12 protein-coding genes are annotated in these 15,934 nt (G+C 64.0%); 8 read left to right on the top strand and 4 right to left on the bottom strand.

Annotated features, from left to right (window positions below; all coding sequences use genetic code 11):
* Window positions 1-7: 7 nt before the first annotated feature.
* Entirely contained in the window at window positions 8-949 is a 942-nt protein-coding gene (locus JJB74_RS07090) for a CysB family HTH-type transcriptional regulator (RefSeq protein WP_200591114.1), read from the top strand.
* Window positions 950-989: 40 nt separating this feature from the next.
* Window positions 990-2,159 carry an ABC transporter substrate-binding protein gene (locus JJB74_RS07095; RefSeq protein ID WP_200591115.1) on the top strand — a complete coding sequence of 390 codons (1,170 nt, stop codon included), beginning with the start codon at window positions 990-992 and terminating at the stop codon, window positions 2,157-2,159.
* A 958-nt stretch (window positions 2,160-3,117) separates the two neighbouring features.
* Here JJB74_RS07095 and JJB74_RS07100 read toward each other — a convergent pair.
* Entirely contained in the window at window positions 3,118-3,966 is an 849-nt protein-coding gene (locus JJB74_RS07100; protein ID WP_200591116.1) for an alpha/beta hydrolase, read from the bottom strand.
* A 165-nt stretch (window positions 3,967-4,131) separates the two neighbouring features.
* On the opposite strand from JJB74_RS07100, the gene JJB74_RS07105 reads away from it, so the two are divergent.
* The 5 genes from JJB74_RS07105 to JJB74_RS33645 all read left to right on the top strand — a co-directional run bounded on the left by JJB74_RS07105 (window position 4,132) and on the right by JJB74_RS33645 (window position 10,468).
* Window positions 4,132-4,371, top strand: a complete 240-nt coding sequence (locus JJB74_RS07105) for a hypothetical protein (RefSeq protein ID WP_200591117.1) — start codon at window positions 4,132-4,134, stop codon at window positions 4,369-4,371.
* Between the two features lie 114 nt (window positions 4,372-4,485).
* Window positions 4,486-4,746, top strand: coding sequence for a hypothetical protein (locus JJB74_RS07110; RefSeq protein WP_200591118.1), 261 nt, complete (start codon window positions 4,486-4,488; stop codon window positions 4,744-4,746).
* A 6-nt stretch (window positions 4,747-4,752) separates the two neighbouring features.
* A complete protein-coding gene (surE, locus tag JJB74_RS07115) occupies window positions 4,753-5,535 on the top strand; it encodes a 5'/3'-nucleotidase SurE (protein ID WP_200591119.1) in 783 nt (260 codons plus the stop codon).
* An 80-nt stretch (window positions 5,536-5,615) separates the two neighbouring features.
* Window positions 5,616-6,341, top strand: a complete 726-nt coding sequence (locus tag JJB74_RS07120; protein WP_234484018.1) for a TVP38/TMEM64 family protein — start codon at window positions 5,616-5,618, stop codon at window positions 6,339-6,341.
* A gap of 236 nt (window positions 6,342-6,577) precedes the next feature.
* The gene (locus JJB74_RS33645) at window positions 6,578-10,468 is read left to right on the top strand and encodes a cadherin domain-containing protein (RefSeq protein ID WP_200591121.1); all 3,891 of its coding nucleotides are present in this window, start codon (window positions 6,578-6,580) and stop codon (window positions 10,466-10,468) included.
* A 52-nt stretch (window positions 10,469-10,520) separates the two neighbouring features.
* Here the strand turns inward: JJB74_RS33645 and JJB74_RS07130 are convergent, their stop codons facing one another.
* From JJB74_RS07130 to JJB74_RS07140, 3 genes are all read right to left on the bottom strand, one after another.
* Window positions 10,521-11,996, bottom strand: coding sequence for a tyrosinase family protein (locus JJB74_RS07130; protein WP_200591122.1), 1,476 nt, complete (start codon window positions 11,994-11,996; stop codon window positions 10,521-10,523).
* A gap of 120 nt (window positions 11,997-12,116) precedes the next feature.
* Window positions 12,117-13,337 carry a polyhydroxyalkanoate depolymerase gene (phaZ, locus tag JJB74_RS07135; protein ID WP_200591123.1) on the bottom strand — a complete coding sequence of 407 codons (1,221 nt, stop codon included), beginning with the start codon at window positions 13,335-13,337 and terminating at the stop codon, window positions 12,117-12,119.
* Window positions 13,338-13,602: 265 nt separating this feature from the next.
* On the bottom strand, window positions 13,603-14,250 hold the full coding sequence (locus JJB74_RS07140; RefSeq protein WP_200591124.1) for a HugZ family pyridoxamine 5'-phosphate oxidase: 648 nt from the start codon (window positions 14,248-14,250) through the stop codon (window positions 13,603-13,605).
* 150 nt (window positions 14,251-14,400) lie between these two features.
* Between JJB74_RS07140 and JJB74_RS07145 the strand changes: the two genes are divergently transcribed.
* Window positions 14,401-15,909, top strand: coding sequence for a hypothetical protein (locus JJB74_RS07145; protein ID WP_200591125.1), 1,509 nt, complete (start codon window positions 14,401-14,403; stop codon window positions 15,907-15,909).
* Window positions 15,910-15,934: the final 25 nt, after the last annotated feature.

Consider the following 15,934-nt stretch of genomic DNA (forward strand, 5'->3'; position numbering starts at 1 on the left):
AAGTGACATGAACCTGCATCAGTTCAGATTTCTCCGCGAAGCGGTGCGCCAGAACTTCAATCTGACCGAAGCGGCAAAAGCCTTGTTCACCTCGCAGCCCGGGGTATCGAAGGCGATCATCGAACTTGAGGAAGAACTGGGCGTCGATATCTTCACCCGCCACGGCAAGCGCATCCGCGGATTGACCGAGCCGGGCAGGGCGGTCCTGAAGTCGGTCGAGGCGATCATGCGCGAGGTCGACAGCTTGAAGCGCATCGGCAAGGAATTCGCTGCCCAGGACAGCGGCAGCTTCACCATCGCCACCACCCATACCCAGGCGCGCTACTCCCTGCCGAAGGTAGTGCAGGCGTTCTCGCAGAAATATCCGAAGGTCAAGTTGTCGCTACTGCAAGGCAATCCGAAGCAGATTGCCGAAATGGTGCTCAACGATCAGGCCGACCTGGCGATTGCCACCGAAGCGATCGCCGAAATCGACGGCCTGATCTCGCTGCCCTGCTACCAGTGGGAGCACCTGGTCGTAGTTCCACCCGAACATCCGCTGCTGAAAGCCAAGCCGCTGACGCTGGAAGACATCGCCGCCTATCCGCTGATTACTTACGACACCGCCTTCGCCGGCCGCAACAAGATCGACCATGCCTTTGCGCTGCGCTCGCTCAAGCCCGAGATTTTGCTCGAGGCGATCGACGCCGACGTGATCAAAACCTATGTTGAGCTCGGCATGGGCGTGGGCATCATTGCCGGCATGGCCTTCGATGCCGAGCGCGACAGGAATCTGCGCGCGCTGCCGGCCGGGCACCTGTTCGGCAGCAATGTGTCGCGGGTGGCGATGAAGAACGGCGCCTATCTGCGCGGCTATGTCTACACCTTCATCGAGCTGTTGACGCCGACGCTGAACCGCAAGCTGATCGAAAGCGTGATGAACGGCGAAAAGCCGGTCTATGAACTGTGAGTCGATTCCACAACTACCGTCCAATCCTGCAGGGAGCAGCATGAACAGCAAGACCTTCCGCCGCGCCGGCGGCATCGCCCTGGGCCTGGTGTCAGGCCTGGTTTCCACCGCCGCCTTGGCCCAGATCCGCATCGGCATCGACCTTGCCACCACCGGCCCGGCCGCCGCGATCGGCGCGCCGAGCAAGAATGCCATCCTGCTGTGGCCGAAGGAGATCGCGGGTCAGAAGGTCGAAACCATCATCCTTGATGACGCTTCCGACACCAGCAACGCGGTGCGCAATCTGCACAAGCTGGTAGATGAGGAAAAGGTGGATATCGTCGTCGGCCCGAACACCACGCCGAATGCGCTGGCGATGCTGCAGCCGCTGGCCGAATCCGGCACGCCGATGGTGGCGCTGGCCGCATCGGCTGCGATTGTCGAGCCGCAGGATGCCAAGCGCGCATGGGCCTTCAAGATGCCGCAGAACGATAGCCACATGGCCACCATCCTGACGCAGCACATGGCGGACAACGGCGTGAAGACCGTAGCCTTCATCGGTTTCGCCGATGCCTATGGTGAAGGCTGGTGGCGCGAGTTTTCCAAGCTTGCCGAAGTGCGCAAGCTGAAGATCGTCGCTGCCGAGCGCTACAACCGCAACGACGCCAGCGTGACCGGACAGGTGCTGAAGATCATGGCTGCGCATCCGGACGCGGTGCTGATCGCCGGCTCGGCCACACCGGCAGTGCTGCCGCAGAAGACCCTGGTCGAACGCGGCTACAAGGGCCGCATCTATCAGACCCACGGCATCGCGACCCTCGAATTTCTGAAGGTCGGCGGCAAGGACGTGGAAGGCACCTATTTCCCGACCGGGCCGGCGGTGGTGGCGAAGCAGTTGCCGGACTCAAACCCGGTCAAGCGCGTTGCGCTCGATTTCACGCGGCGCTATGAAGCCGCCTACGGCGAAGGCACGGTGACGCAGTTCGCGGCCGATGCTTGGGGCGCGTGGATGCTGATCGCCAATGCGGTGCCGGTCGCGCTGAAGAGCGCCAAGCCCGGCACGCCGGAATTCCGCAAGGCGCTGCGCGATGCGATCGAGGGTACGAAGGATCTGACCGTGCCGCAGGGCGTGATCAACATGAGCCCGAAGGACCATGTCGGCCTGGATCAGCGCTCTCGGGTGATGGGGAAGATACAAGGCGGGAAGTTCAATTATGCGTATGGCGGGTAGCGATGAGACGTTGGGCTGGCCAGCCAGCCATTTAAGGTGACGTCGAATTGTCTTTCAGGCCGTTGGTAGTTCGCATAAGGTTGGCAGGGTGAGATAAGGGTATGGTGCCGTTGCCGTTGCCGTTGCCGTTGCCGTTGCCGTTGCCGTTGCCGTTGCCGTTGCCGTTGCCGTTGCATTGTCTTTGCAGTTGCCGTTGCCGTTGCCTTTAACCCCCGTTGATTGCGCCGTGACGGCGATGCCCGGAGCGGGAAAAGGTGCGGCGTCTGTTTGAGCGCAGCGCAGCGTAGCGAGTTTAGCCGCGCCCCGCTCCGGGCATCGCCGTCACGGGAACCCCGCGCAGCGGGGCGCAATCTCCGGGGCGCCTTTTCTTGCCTACTTCTTTTGGCGCGCAAAAGAAGTAGGCCGGCTGCCGGGCCGGGACCCGGCTAGATCGAGGGGGCGCTAAACGTTTTGCATCACCGGAGTGATGTCGTTGACGGGGCAGGCTCTTGCCCTGGTCGTCGCGTGATCGAAGCTTGGATCGAAAGGCCCTTTCGGTCGAAGTTTGAGGCCCGATGACCCAATAAGGACATCGCACTTGGCGAGCTAGCCGGGTCCCGGCCCGGCAGCCGGGTCACTTCTTTTGCTCGCCAAAAGAAGTAACCAAGAAAAGGCGACCCGGAGATCGCGCCCCGCTGCGCGGGGTTCCCGTGTCGCCGAACCCTGAAGCGGGGCGCGGCTAAACTCGCTACGCTGCGCTTCGCTCAAACAGACGCCGCACCTTATCCGCTTTAGGGCCCGGCGACACGGCGCGATCAACGGGATTAAAAGCAACGGCAACGACAAAAGCTAAAACCAACGGCAACGGCAACGGCAACGGCTAATACGTTTCGCCCCTGCAGCGTAGTGCTATCACAGGCTATGCAGCAGCTACCGCGCACGGACCTTGACAGGGCTGACTCGCCAGCCCCATCCGCGCTCACAAGCCATCAATCATTCCTTTCACAGCCTCGAACAGCGCATCTCCCTTCGTCGCCAGCGCATCGCAAATCGTCATGTGATTGCGCTCCGGCAGCGCCACATCGGCAAGCAAGTCCGCTTTCCAGTTCGCCGCGATCAGCGCGTTCTGCCGATGAAACTCTTCCGATTCCAGCCCGCCGACCGCGGTCACGACAGGCGCTGCGCTGGCCTTGGGCATGAAGGCCGGCGACAGCGGGCCGATATGCTCGGTCTTCAATTGCAGATCGACGTTCACATGATCGGCATGGGTCAGCGGCTCCAGGTCGTAGACGCCGGACAGCAGCACGCCGCCCTTGACCAAGTCCACCGGCAGATCTTCCGCATACTCGGGCCAGCGCGCGGCCAGCATCATCGCCGTCAGATGCGCGCCGGCGGAATGTCCGGCCACGACGATGCGGTTCCGATCGATGTCGTAGCTTTCGGCATTGCGCCACAGCCAGGCCAGCGCCTTCAACTGCTGGCGCACGATGGCTTCCAGGCTCGCGGCCGGCGCCAGCGTGTAATTGGTCAGCGCGACATTGAAACCGACATCGAGAAACGCCGGCGCGACAAAGGAAAAGTCCGACTTGTCCAGCGAGCGCCACCAGCCGCCATGGATGAATACCAGCAGCGGCGCATCACGGCGGCGCGAGGGAAACAGATCGAGTCGTTCACCGGCTTCCACGCCGTAGCCGATGTCGGCCAGGCAGGCATGGGTGCGGCGCACATGGGCCGAGTCCCTTTTCCAGCGGGTGAAGATATGTGCATGGTCGGGCACCGCGGCGCGGGCGTTGAATTGCTGGTTGTAATACGTCTTGGGATCTTGCATGTCTTATCGGAAAGGAAGCGCGAAGCGGCCTGCGATGATAGCCGATGCCCGGTTTGCGCGCCTTCACGACATTTGACGCCGCGCCATGCCATGCGCCGCCGGCGCCATGCATGGCCATTTCCCTGTGCTAGATTCAAAACCCAGTTGGCGCAGCGGGAGGAAATCATGGCCACGGAGCAACTGGGCCAGTATGAAATCGAGTATGCCGGCGTGCGGCTGACCGATGTCGACGGCTGGGCCGCGTGGCTGGAAATCTTTGGTCCGACCCCCAATCCCATGCATCGCAATGCGATCTTTCCGGCGCAGCGGGTCGCGGTGCAAACCCTGTTTTCCACCGAGCGCGAAGCCGAGCAGGAAGCCCGCCGGATCGGCCACGAGATGGTCGAGCGCGGCGGACGTCACTGACCAGCTGTCGCAAGCTCTGCGCGCCCGGAAGGTCCGGGCGCCGACGAACAGGACAATCGCCGGTTGAAGTCCTGCCGCTGTGCTGCCGCTGCAACCGAGTTTCGCAGGAGAACCATGATGGCGATGTGCGCAGCTTGCATGGCAATGCTGGAAGGGCAGTACGGCCTCGACGGTCATGCCGGCCTGATGAGCCGTGGCCGGCGCGGCTACCGGGTGTTCGGCAAGTCGCGCAGTGAAGGCGGCGAACATTATGTCTGTCGCCTCTGCGGCAGCGAATGGCGTCGTGACCACGGCATGCAGCCGGTGAAGCGGCCCGGCTTCGGCCTGACGAAACGCCTTTCCCGCGCCGCGCCGCGTATCGAACCGAAAAGGTGAATCCGCTTGAACACATCGAACCCCCTCGTATCCCGCGTGCTGCTCACCAATGACGACGGCATCGATGCGCCCGGCCTGGCCGTGCTGGAACAGGTCGCGGCCCGCATCGCCGCCGAAGTCTGGGTCGTGGCTCCCGAACATGACCAGAGCGGCACTTCGCATTCGATCAGCCTGCATGCGCCGCTGCGCTATTCGCGACAGGGCGAGCGCCGCTTCGGCGTCTCGGGCACGCCGGGCGATTGCGTGGTCATGGCGGTGCGGCACCTGATGGTGGATCATCCGCCGGACCTGGTGCTGTCCGGCGTGAACCGCGGCGCCAATCTCGGCGTGGAAACCGTGTTCTCCGGCACCGTGGGCGCCGCGATGACCGCCATGCTGTTCGGCCTGCCCGCGATCGCCTTGAGCCAGACCTTCCGCGATGCGGCCGCGGTGCGCTGGGATACGGCGCGCATGCTGGCGCCGGAAGTCATCGCGCGGCTGTATCGCGCGGGTAGCCTGCATGCCTGCCTGAACGTGAATTTCCCGGATGTGCCTCCCGAAGAAGCCGGGCCGCTGACACCGACACGCCAGGGCGCGGGCGTTGTCAAGAGCATCAATGTGGTGCCGCGCGTGGATCCGCGTGGCTTTACTTACCACTGGCTGCAGTTTCATCGCGAGAGTCATGAGGATGCGCCGGACAGCGAAACCGCCGTGGTGCGTGCCGGCGGCATTTCGGTCACGCCGCTGCAGTTCGAGCGCACCGGTGAGGCGGCGCTGGAGCTGCTGCGCACGCGTCTGGCAGCGGGGTAAGCAGCATGAGCGACGGCCGATGCCTCGCGCCGTTTTGCGCGAGAATGCGCGTTTGCCGCGTTGCGCGCGGTGCGGAGTGCATGATGACTGGGCGGAAATTCTGGCAATACGCGGCCATGGCCTTCGGGACGGTAATGATGGCCGGACTGTTGTGGTGGCTGCTTTGTCCGCTCGGCAAGCGTATCGAGATGCTGCGCGATGAAGTGTTGATGGTGCAGGGTTGGATACAGGCATCCGGAGAATGGGGCGAACTGCTGTTCCTGCTCGGCTATGTGATTGCGGTCGTGCTGCTGGTGCCCGGCTCGGCACTGGCCATTGCCGCCGGTCTGGCCTATGGCAGCCGCGGGGTGCCGCTGGCCATTGTCGCCGCCACCATCGGCGCATCGCTGACCTTCCTGATTTCGCGCCGCTTCCTGCGCGACAGCATCCGCAAGCGCACCGGCCACAGCGCGTTGCTGCATGCGATAGAACGCGCCGTCAGCGAAGGTGGTTTTCGCGCTGTGAGCCTGATCCGCTTTTCACCCATCGTGCCATTCAATCTGCAGAACTACCTGTTCGGCATCACCGATGTGCCGTTCCGGCAGTATCTGGCCGCGACCGTAGTCGGAATCCTGCCCGGCACCGCGACCAATGTGCTGCTCGCCGCCGGCAGCGTGGCTGGGCCGGGCTCACAGCGCCTGCAGCTCACGCTCGGCCTGTTCGGCCTGGCGGTGTCCCTCCTGGTCGGATGGCTGCTCGGCCGCGCGGTGAAGCGGCGCCTGCGCATCGATGCCGAAGCCCGTCGCGAAGCCGCGCCGGCCGCATGACGCGCGTCACGTTCCGCGTTTTTCAGGGCCTGAATGTTCGACATTCGCATCTGACAATTGATGAACGGTGATGGTCGTGATGGCGTGGCAGACGAGGCGAAATGGCTCAGTCATGACGCACCCGATTGTTGAGGCAGATCGAAAGCCGGAGATTCTTCGCGACCTACTGTCGCTGGCGATGCGCGCCGGGCGGCGCCGCAGCCAGAAAAAGCGGGTACGAAGAGGAGACGGCAAACATGGCGAATATCTTGGGAACGAATGGCGCTGACAGCCTGGTCGGCAGCTTTGATGACGACAGGATCACCGGAGGGGGCGGAGCCGATCGGCTCACGGGCGGCGGCGGAGCGAATACTTTTGTCTATGCCGCGGTATCGGACTCGCCACAGGCCGGCGGCTGGGATGTGATCACCGACTTCAGCGGCGGGCGCGACAAGATCGATCTCTCCGCGCTGCTGAACGGCGGCAGTTTTCAGTGGGGCGGCACGGTGCCTACCGCCTGGGGCGTGTGGTATCAGAAGGTCGGCGCCAGCACCTTCGTCTTTGTCGACACCGATGGCACGCCGCCTCCCGAGATGCGCATCGAACTGGCCAACACTGGCAATACCATCCCGACCATGTCCGACTTGATTGGCGTGCATGACGGTCCCAACCTCACCGCGCCGCGCTTCACCTCATCGCCGGATTTCACCGTGCCCGAAAACTCCACGACGGTGGGCGCCGTCACCGCCAGCGATAGCGACAGTCCCAGCCTGAGTTTCCGGGTGCTGCCGGGCGATGATGGCGCGCGCTTCACCATCGATTTCCGTACCGGCGTGCTGTCCTTCATTACGCCGCCAAGCGCCGAAGCCCCGGCCGACATCGGCCAGGACAACATCTACCATCTGCTGGTGGGCGTGAGCGATGGCCTCTTCAGCAGCGCGCAATGGGTGTCGGTGAACGTGGCGGGTCCGAGCAATGTCGCGCCGGTGATTACCTCGCCGATCCACTATGTCACGCCCGAGCATCAGACCGGCGTAGCGATGCTGACCGCGAGCGACCCTGACAGCACCGACCTGGCCTGGAGCCTGGTTGATGGCGGCGATGCGGCGCTGTTCGACCTCAATGCCAAGACCGGGGCGCTGTCCTTCCGTGCCGCGCCCGATTACGCCACGCCCGCCGACCGCAATGCCGACAATGTCTACGATCTGCGGGTGCAGGTCTCGGACGGCGTCAACACCACGATAGGCGCGGTCTCCATCGATGTGGCCAGGGTCAATGAGGCGCCGGCGAATGTCGCGCCGGTGATCCAGTCGCCATCGTCGTTCTGGATCGTTGAGAACACCCGCGACGTCGGCCGCATCGTGGCCACCGATGCCGACAGCCCGACGCTGTTCTACAGCATCGATCCTGGCGACGACGCCGGGCAGTTCACCATCGATACGCGCAGCGGCGCGCTGCGCTTTGTCAATGCGCCGAACCATGACGCGCCCGTTGATGCCAATCACGACAATGTCTACGACCTGACCGTGCGCGTCTCGGATGGCAAGCTCGCCGCACTGCAGCCTATTCATATCCAGGTGGCCGATGCGTTCAACCAGGTGCTGCAGGGCGATGCGTCGGCCAACACGCTGGTCGGCGGCCCCGGCGACGACATCCTCATCGGCGGCGGTGGCGGCGACCGCATGACCGGCGGGCCGGGCAGGGACCTGTTCGTCTACACCGCCATTGCCGATTCGCCGCAGTCCGGCGGCTGGGACCGGATCAGCGATTTCACCCAGGGCACGGACCACATCGACCTGTCAGGCATTGCGCCACCGGGAGGCTTCAAGTTCACCGACACCGTGCCGAAAGAGCGCAGCGTGTGGTACGAGAAAAGCGGAACGACCACGCTGATCATGGTCGATACCGATGGCGTGCCGCCGCCGGAAATGATCATCGAGCTCGACAACACGCCGGACCTGATTCCCAAGGCCAGCGACTTCGTCGGAATGTCCGGCGCCGGCAACACGCCGGCGCCGCGCTTCACGTCGCCGGGCGCGCTGACGCTGCCGGAAAATACCAGTGCCGTCATGACTATCGCGGCTACCAGCGCCAACGGCAATGCGCTCAGCTACAGCCTGGCCGGCGGTGAGGACGTAGGACTGTTCGCGCTCGATCCGCGCACCGGCGCGCTGCGATTCGTGAGTGCGCCGGATTACGAGGTGCCGCGCGATGCCGGCCACGACAATGTCTATCACCTGCAAGTGGGTGCAAACGATGGCATATCCATGGCGGTTCAGGACATCACGCTGACCGTGGCCAATGTCAACGACAATGCTCCGGTGATTACATCGCCGTCCGCATTCTCGGTGCCCGAGAACATCACGCTTGCCGCGCATCTCGCAGCCCTTGACGCCGACGGCGATGCCATCAGTTACCGGATCACTGGCGGACCCGACGCCGCGCTGTTCAACCTGGGGCTGGGCAGTGCTTCCAGCACGCTGTGGTTCAATCGCGCCCCCGACTTTGAAGCTCCGGCCGATGCCAATCGCGACAACGTCTACAACCTAACGATTGTCGCCAGCGATGGCCTGCACAGCGTGACGCAGAACCTGTCGATTTCGGTCGGCAATGTCGATGATGTGCTGCCGAGTTTCACATCGCCGGCGAAGTTCAGCATCGTGGAAAACACCACGGCGGTCGGCATCGTGCATGCGGTCGACGCCGACGGACCCACGCCGCTGTACTCGATTGCGCCCAACGAAGACGCCAAACTGTTTTCGATCAATCCCAACACTGGCGCGCTTGCCTTCACGGCCGCGCCGGACTATGAGCATCCAAACAGCGTATCCGGAACCAACGACTACCATTTGTGGGTGCAGGTCGGGAACGTGCCGATGTCCTCGTATCAGTACATCACCGTGAGCGTCACCGATGTGCCGAACGAGCCGATTGCAGGCACGCGTGGCAACGACACGCTCAATGGCACGCCTGCCAACGATGTCATCGATATCAGATCCGGCGGAAATGACATCGTGGGTGCCGGCACCGGCGACGACACCATACTCGCCGGCAGCGGCTTCAATGCTGCCGACCGCATCGATGGCGGGCCCGGCAACGACACCCTGGACCTGGACGGCGACTATGCGCAGGGCGTGGTATTCCAGCCGAATACGCTCGTCAATGTCGAAAAGCTGGTGCTGCATGCCGGACACAGCTACAACCTGACGCTGGCGGATGCAACGGTGACCGCGGGCACGCTGACCATCGATGGTTCCGCGCTCGGCGTCAATGATGCAATGCGTATCAACGACTCGGCGGAAACCGAATCGAACACCACCATCACCGGCGGCGCCGGCAACGATGTGCTCATCGGCGGCGCCGGCCGCGATTACTTCGATATCAGCCGCGGCGGCCAGGACAGCGTTGCCGCCGGCGCCGGCAACGACACCATCTACGCCGGCGCGGCATTGCAGGCCGGCGACCATATCGATGGCGGCGCCGGTTTCGACACGCTCTACCTGAACGGCGCTTACGGCGGTGGCCTCGTCATCGGGGCCGACATGCTGTCGAACGTCGAAAGCATCGTGCCCCAGGCCGGCAACGATTACACGCTCATCCTGCAGGACAGCCTGCTCGGCCGTGGGGATGTGCTGCGCATCGACGGCCGCGCGGTCGGCATCGGCAACACCTTGCGCGTGGACGCGTCGGCCGAGAAGGATGGCGGCATCTATGCCATGCAGGGCGGACGCGGCGACAGCGTGCTGATCGGCGGCTCGGGCGATGACGCGATTTCTGGCGGCCCGGGCAACGACGTCATCCGCGGCGGCGGCGGCGACGATACGCTCAGCGGCGGCGTCGGCAACGACACCTTCGTCTACACCTCGCTTGCCGACTGCGGCACCGGTCAGGAACTGATCGGCGACTTCGGCATGGGGGCCTCGCGCGGCACCGATGTGCTCGACCTGAGCCAGCTGCTGCGCAGTTTTCCCGGCTACAACGGCACCATCGCCTTTTCCGGCGGCTCTCTGCGTTTCGATCATCCGGCCGGCTCCAACAGCACGGTGGTGCAGGTCGATCCGGATGGCGGCGGCAATCACTGGACGACCGTGGTGACATTGGGCGGAGTCACGCTCAATCCGTCCGATGTCACCCAGTATGTCGTCTGAATCACGACGGGGAGCGCTGTCCAGGTCGCTGCCCGAATCGCCAATCGTAGCGTCAGACGTCGACAACGGTCGACAGCTCCAGCCGCACTTCGCCAATGGCGATCACGCCGCCGGACGGCGTCGGGCCAGCGGCATTGATGCGGCAGAAGCTGAGCGAGACGCCGGCGCAAGCCCGCGTCATCACCCGTTGCAGCACGGTGCCGGCGGCGAAGTCAACGCGCGCCGAAGCCGCGAGTCCACGCGCCATGCGCTGCCGGGCCGCGGCGATTTCGAAGGCGCCAGTGGTGCCCAGCAAATGTCGTTGCTGCGCGCTTGCCACATCGATGGCCGATGGCAGGTTCAAGTACAGCGCATAGCAATAGCCACCGTCGGCGCCCTGGCCGAGGGTTTGCAGATCGTCGCAAACGATGCGCGCTCCACGGTAGGCGGAAGTGGCGCCCGCGGGCCATAGCATTTCGCGCAGGAGCGCGCTCGCTGCAGTCATCAAGGGCAACTCCAGCGTGGACGACGCGTCGGCCAGCACGATGCGGCGCGCGCTGACTAGTGCGAGATGGTTGGCATCGATAAAGCGCATGCCGGCATTCGGCAGGCGCAGGATGTTCATGTTGCCCGGACGGCCATCCTCGAACAAAAACGTGTTGGCGGGCAAGCGTCTTGCGATCGGGTCCTTCGGCAGCGTCAAGCCTGGCGTTGGCGCCGGCAGCGCGTTGGGCAGGCTCGCTTGCGCGTATTGCAGGCCGTCCCTTTGCGCAGGAATGGGCACGGCATCGTCCTTCATCGGCGCAGCGTCCCAATACGGATTGCCGCTTGGCGGGATTCTCTTTCCGGCCGCGCCCATCCATGCGGTCCAGAGTCGGTCGAGATTGGCCTGGAACAGCCAGAAGATCGGATCATCCGGCGCGCTCATGCCGGCCATCGCGTGGCCGAGCAGATTGTGTGCGGTGTTGTGCGGCAGGCTTTCCACGATGACTTCGAAGGCGTCAGGCAGGCCGCGCTGCATGTTGATGATCTGCGGCGCGAATGCGGCCAGGCTCAGTGCCGCGCACACGTTGTCGCCGGCGCGCGGCGCATACAGCGCATTCCAGTTTGCGGGCAACGTGAATTCCGGCGGCAGTTCCGGATCGCGGAAGCAATCCCAGTAGGGCAACGCCAGCTGCGCGTTGCCCGTCACCGCCTGCAGCTGGCGTTCAAAGCGTGACAGAAGGACGCGGTTCCAGGCCAGGAAGTAGGGGCGGCCAAGCGGGGCGCCCTGCGCATAGAGACGGCTCCAGTAGCGCCAGCTGCGCGGATCGGCACTGTCCGTCACTGCGCGCATGCGGGCAATGCCTTCGATGTAGGAGGCGTAGTGTTCACACCTCGAAAAGCTGTTCCAGTCTTGCCTCGGCACAGCCGATTGCAAGAGCGCCGACTGCGGCAGTGCCGATTGCGGCAGCGCCGCCAGCAGCATGGGCGACAGCACGAGGCTGCCGCCGTGTTTCAGGAATCGCCTGCGCTGCATATTGCCGTGATGCGTATCGCCGAGATGCATGTCGATCTCCCTGGGTAATGGATGGAGGACAAGCCTGCGCAATCGCGGCGGCTTCTGGCTGCCGCAACGCAACTTCGACGGAGATGTTAAAGAGGGGAAAGAAGGGATTTTTGCGCTGCGTCAAGCATTTCCTGCGCGCAGCCTCGGCTTTTCAGCTTGCCGGATGTGCTCGCGCAGCAGCGGCGTCAGGGCATTTACCCATGGCGTTCCACTGAACAGTTCCTTGTGTGTTGCCCCGGATTGCAGGTGGTGGCGCTTCAGGGAGGCGGGCAGATTGCGGCACAGATGCAGCGCGCTGGCGGTCTGGCCCCGGCCGCAGATGTCATCGAGCTCGGCTTCAACGGTCAACAGCGCCGTGTCAGCGATCGCCGCCGGCTGTACCAGGCGGCCATGGTTGCGCATCGTCCCGCGTGCGAGGGCATGTTCGCGGAACACCAGTTCCAGGTTGTCGAGATAAAACTCGGCGGCGAGATCCTGCGCCGCGACCTGCCGGTCGCCGAGCACGCGCCAGAATTCATTCGCCGCCGCGCCCATGGCGAAGGGAGCGCTCCACAGGTCGCAACAGGCCTGCGCCCAACGTTGGCCATGCATGCTGAGCGTGCTGAGCAATTGCATTTCCGCGGCATAGACGCGCCGGCCGGCGCCCGGCGGGCCTGGCGGCGCGGTGCTGATCACATTGCGCTCGAACCATGCCAGCGGCGCGCTGTTGGCGTAGCGGCTGACCACGGTCGGCTGCACGCGCGCATCGATAGGCCCGCCCATCAGCGTCAGGCTGAGCGGACGCGCGGGATCCTCATCTTCGGCCATCAATGCGGTGGCGCACAGCGCCGGCACACAGGACTGGCAGATCGCCAGCACATGCGCGGGGCCGAGGCGTTCGAGAAAACGCATCAGATAGCCGGTGTAGTCCTCCAGACGAAACGCGCCGCAGGCCAGCGGCACGGCGCGCGCATCATGCCAGTCGGTCAGATACACATCGTGGTCGGGCAGCATCGTCAGCACGGTTTCACGCAACTGGCTGGCATAGTGGCCCGACATCGGCGCGACGATCAGCAGCGGCGGCTGCGGCGGGCCGGCCGGCTTGCGAAAATGCAGCAGCGTGCAGAAGGGCTGCGTGTCGACGCCGCATTCCTCCACGCCGAGGTCGCGGCCATCAGCAAGACGCACTCGGTCGATGCGGAAGTCGGGCCGGCGGCGCAGCGCATGGGGAAACAGCAGGCCGAGCGCTCCGGCCAGCCGCGCAAGCGCGGCGGCATCCGGCAGTCCGTGCGCCGCGACGACTCCCGGTGGCGACGGACGCTGTGGTCCATGTCCGGCATCGGCATCCATGATGAGTTGCATCGAATGATGTTCAAGCGAAAAACGAACACTCTTTCATGGTGAGATGCGCGGCACAAGCTTGCGCGCGATCGTTTCGCAGCGGTTTGGCCGATGCTTGATCTGCATCAGACAGCACGGCGATAGTGCGCTGCGGGAGCAGGGATGGACGCTCGCCACACCACGACACGTCATCGGCATGGCGGGACGGCAATGCTACGCTCGCCGTGGGTGACAGGAAGGGACGCCCAAGCGTCCACGGCTCCAGGCAGTGCAGCGATTCTCGCGCCTACAGTGCCGGCACCAGGCGGCGCACGCTTTCGGCGATCTCGTCCAGCGTGGCCAGCGTGCGGACAAAGCGTTGGCGCTCGCGCCGGCCGCGACGTTCCAGGTCCATGCCGAAAGGGTCCAGCCCGAGCAGGCGTATGCCTGGCTGTTGCAGCCCGGCCAGTTCCTGCAGCAGAGCGGCTTCCTCGGCCAGCGACAGCGCCGGTGCCGTCGGCCATTCGGTGCCGTCCAGCCATCCCATCTGGCCAAAGCCCGCGATGTAGCGCGCGCGTTTGGGCGTGAACAGGTAGAAATCGAAATCGGCGAGCGCGAGATAGGTCTCCGCGTCGGGCTGGTAACGCAGATAGCGCTGCACCAGCGCTGGCTCGGCGGCAATGCGCTGCACGTCGCCAGTCAGCGTCAGGCGGGTTGCTTGTGCCACCGGCTGCACGTCATTGGTGATCAACAGGCTGGCGCGCGCATCGGCGGCGAGATTCTTCGCATGCTCGGCCAGGCGGCTGGCGAGAAACACTGGCCGATGGCCCGCGTCCGGCATGAAAGGCAGTGCAGTGGCGAAGGGATAGCCGGGCGCATCCAGCGCGTGCGTGGCCAAGGCCGCGGACGGTGCGGAATGCAGCAAATGAATGACTTGGTCGGGGGCGATCTTCATGAGTGACGAAAGAGGTTCGGTGAACAATTGATGAGTCTGAAAGCCATCATTGTGACGGCATTTGCTGATGTGCCGCAGCGCATTGTGCAAGCGCGTTGAGTACCGATATCGTTACCGATTGGTCGATAAAAAGGCATCAAAGTTCGATTGATGTCACTGATTGACACCTTGCGCACATGGCCAGCAATCCACTCTCTGCCCGTGTCATCACCGCTGTGCCACCGCTTATTGTCGCGGGTTACCGTCGGCCCGTGGGCATTCGAGCCCGGCTGTCTTTTCATCGAACGAGGCACCATGTCTTTTCCCAGCTCCACCAGTAATCTGCCCCCCACATCCACCAACACTCCGCCCTCCACGCCGCATGCGCGCGGCGTCCATCCTTATCCGCACGTCCCGGCAGCCAATCAAGCCCTGCCCAGTGTGACTGTTTTCTCTGACGACAGCCGCGGCTTCGGCCTGTTGAACGATGCAAGCCAGGACAAAGATCTCTCGCCAGAGGCATGTTCCCGTGCCATCGAGGCGCTGAGCGACTGCGTGGAATTGCTGAACCGCTCCAGCCAGCCCGACCTTGCGCAAGACATTGCGCTTTTCACGCGCATCAAGGTGACGCAAGCCGAAATCGAGGCCGCCTTGTTGATGGATGCGGACGCGCTGGCGCTGTGGAGGTTGCGCGAGGCGCTGCAGCGCTTCCTGCCGCGGCTGGCAAGGGACTTTGCCGAACCGGATGCCCGCGATGCCCACGGCGTGGACTTGATGAAGTTTCTCGAGCAGGAAGATGTACGCACGCTGTGCCATGGCCTGTCCGTGTGCGCCAGCCCCTCGGCCGGCATGCTGTTCGACCCGGATGCGCGGAAGTTCTTGCGCCCCGCGCTGCAGCAGATCACCGACAGGCTGCTCGAGCGCGCCGTGGAGATCGGCTTTCCGGAAGAGGTCAGCGCGAATGGCACAACGCTGGACATCCTGAACTGGGTCAGTCGCGCGCTCAAGCACAACATGATCAAGGCAAGCGATGCCATCCGCACGGCGTTTGCGCTGGCACTGCCGCTGCTGAAAGCCTGGATAGGCGAGAGCAGAACCGATTCTGCTTCGTCATCGAAGGCGCCGTATCTGAGATCCCATCAGCTGGCCAAGTGTGCGGTGCAGATTGACACAATGCTCAATTTCAGTCTGATCGAACTCGACGACGAGCATCGCCGGACGCTTGCGGAGTGCGTGATTGCGCTGTGCGAGGCGAGGATCCGAACGTATCTGACGAAGCGGCCGAGCGACAGCGTGACCATCACCAGCATCGGCAACCTTGGCCAAGGACTTGCTCGAAGCCGGCATTCTGAATCCTGCCGAGCCGAAGCACCTGGAAGCGCTGGCCGGCGCCACGGAGATGATGAGCTGCATACCGCGCATAGACCTGCTGTCAGGCGACTGCCGCACGCTGTCGAACGCGTGCAATTTTCTGCGCGTGGTGGAGGAACATGGCGTGCCGGGCATGCCTGGCTTTGCGCGGTACCTGAGGCAATGGAATGCGAGCTGCAACGGCTTCATCGATACGCTGGCGTCGCAGGCATTCGCGAGAGCATGGCCAAGCGCACAGGCGGCGTCGAACCTGATCAGCTTTGTCAAATGCCGGTGCAAGGTCTTGCAGAAGCAAGGCGCGGACAATGAACAGTTCGACCTGGTGCGTAGCGCG

The organism is Noviherbaspirillum pedocola, from assembly GCF_016632335.1.
Classification (GTDB): domain Bacteria; phylum Pseudomonadota; class Gammaproteobacteria; order Burkholderiales; family Burkholderiaceae_D; genus Noviherbaspirillum_A; species Noviherbaspirillum_A pedocola.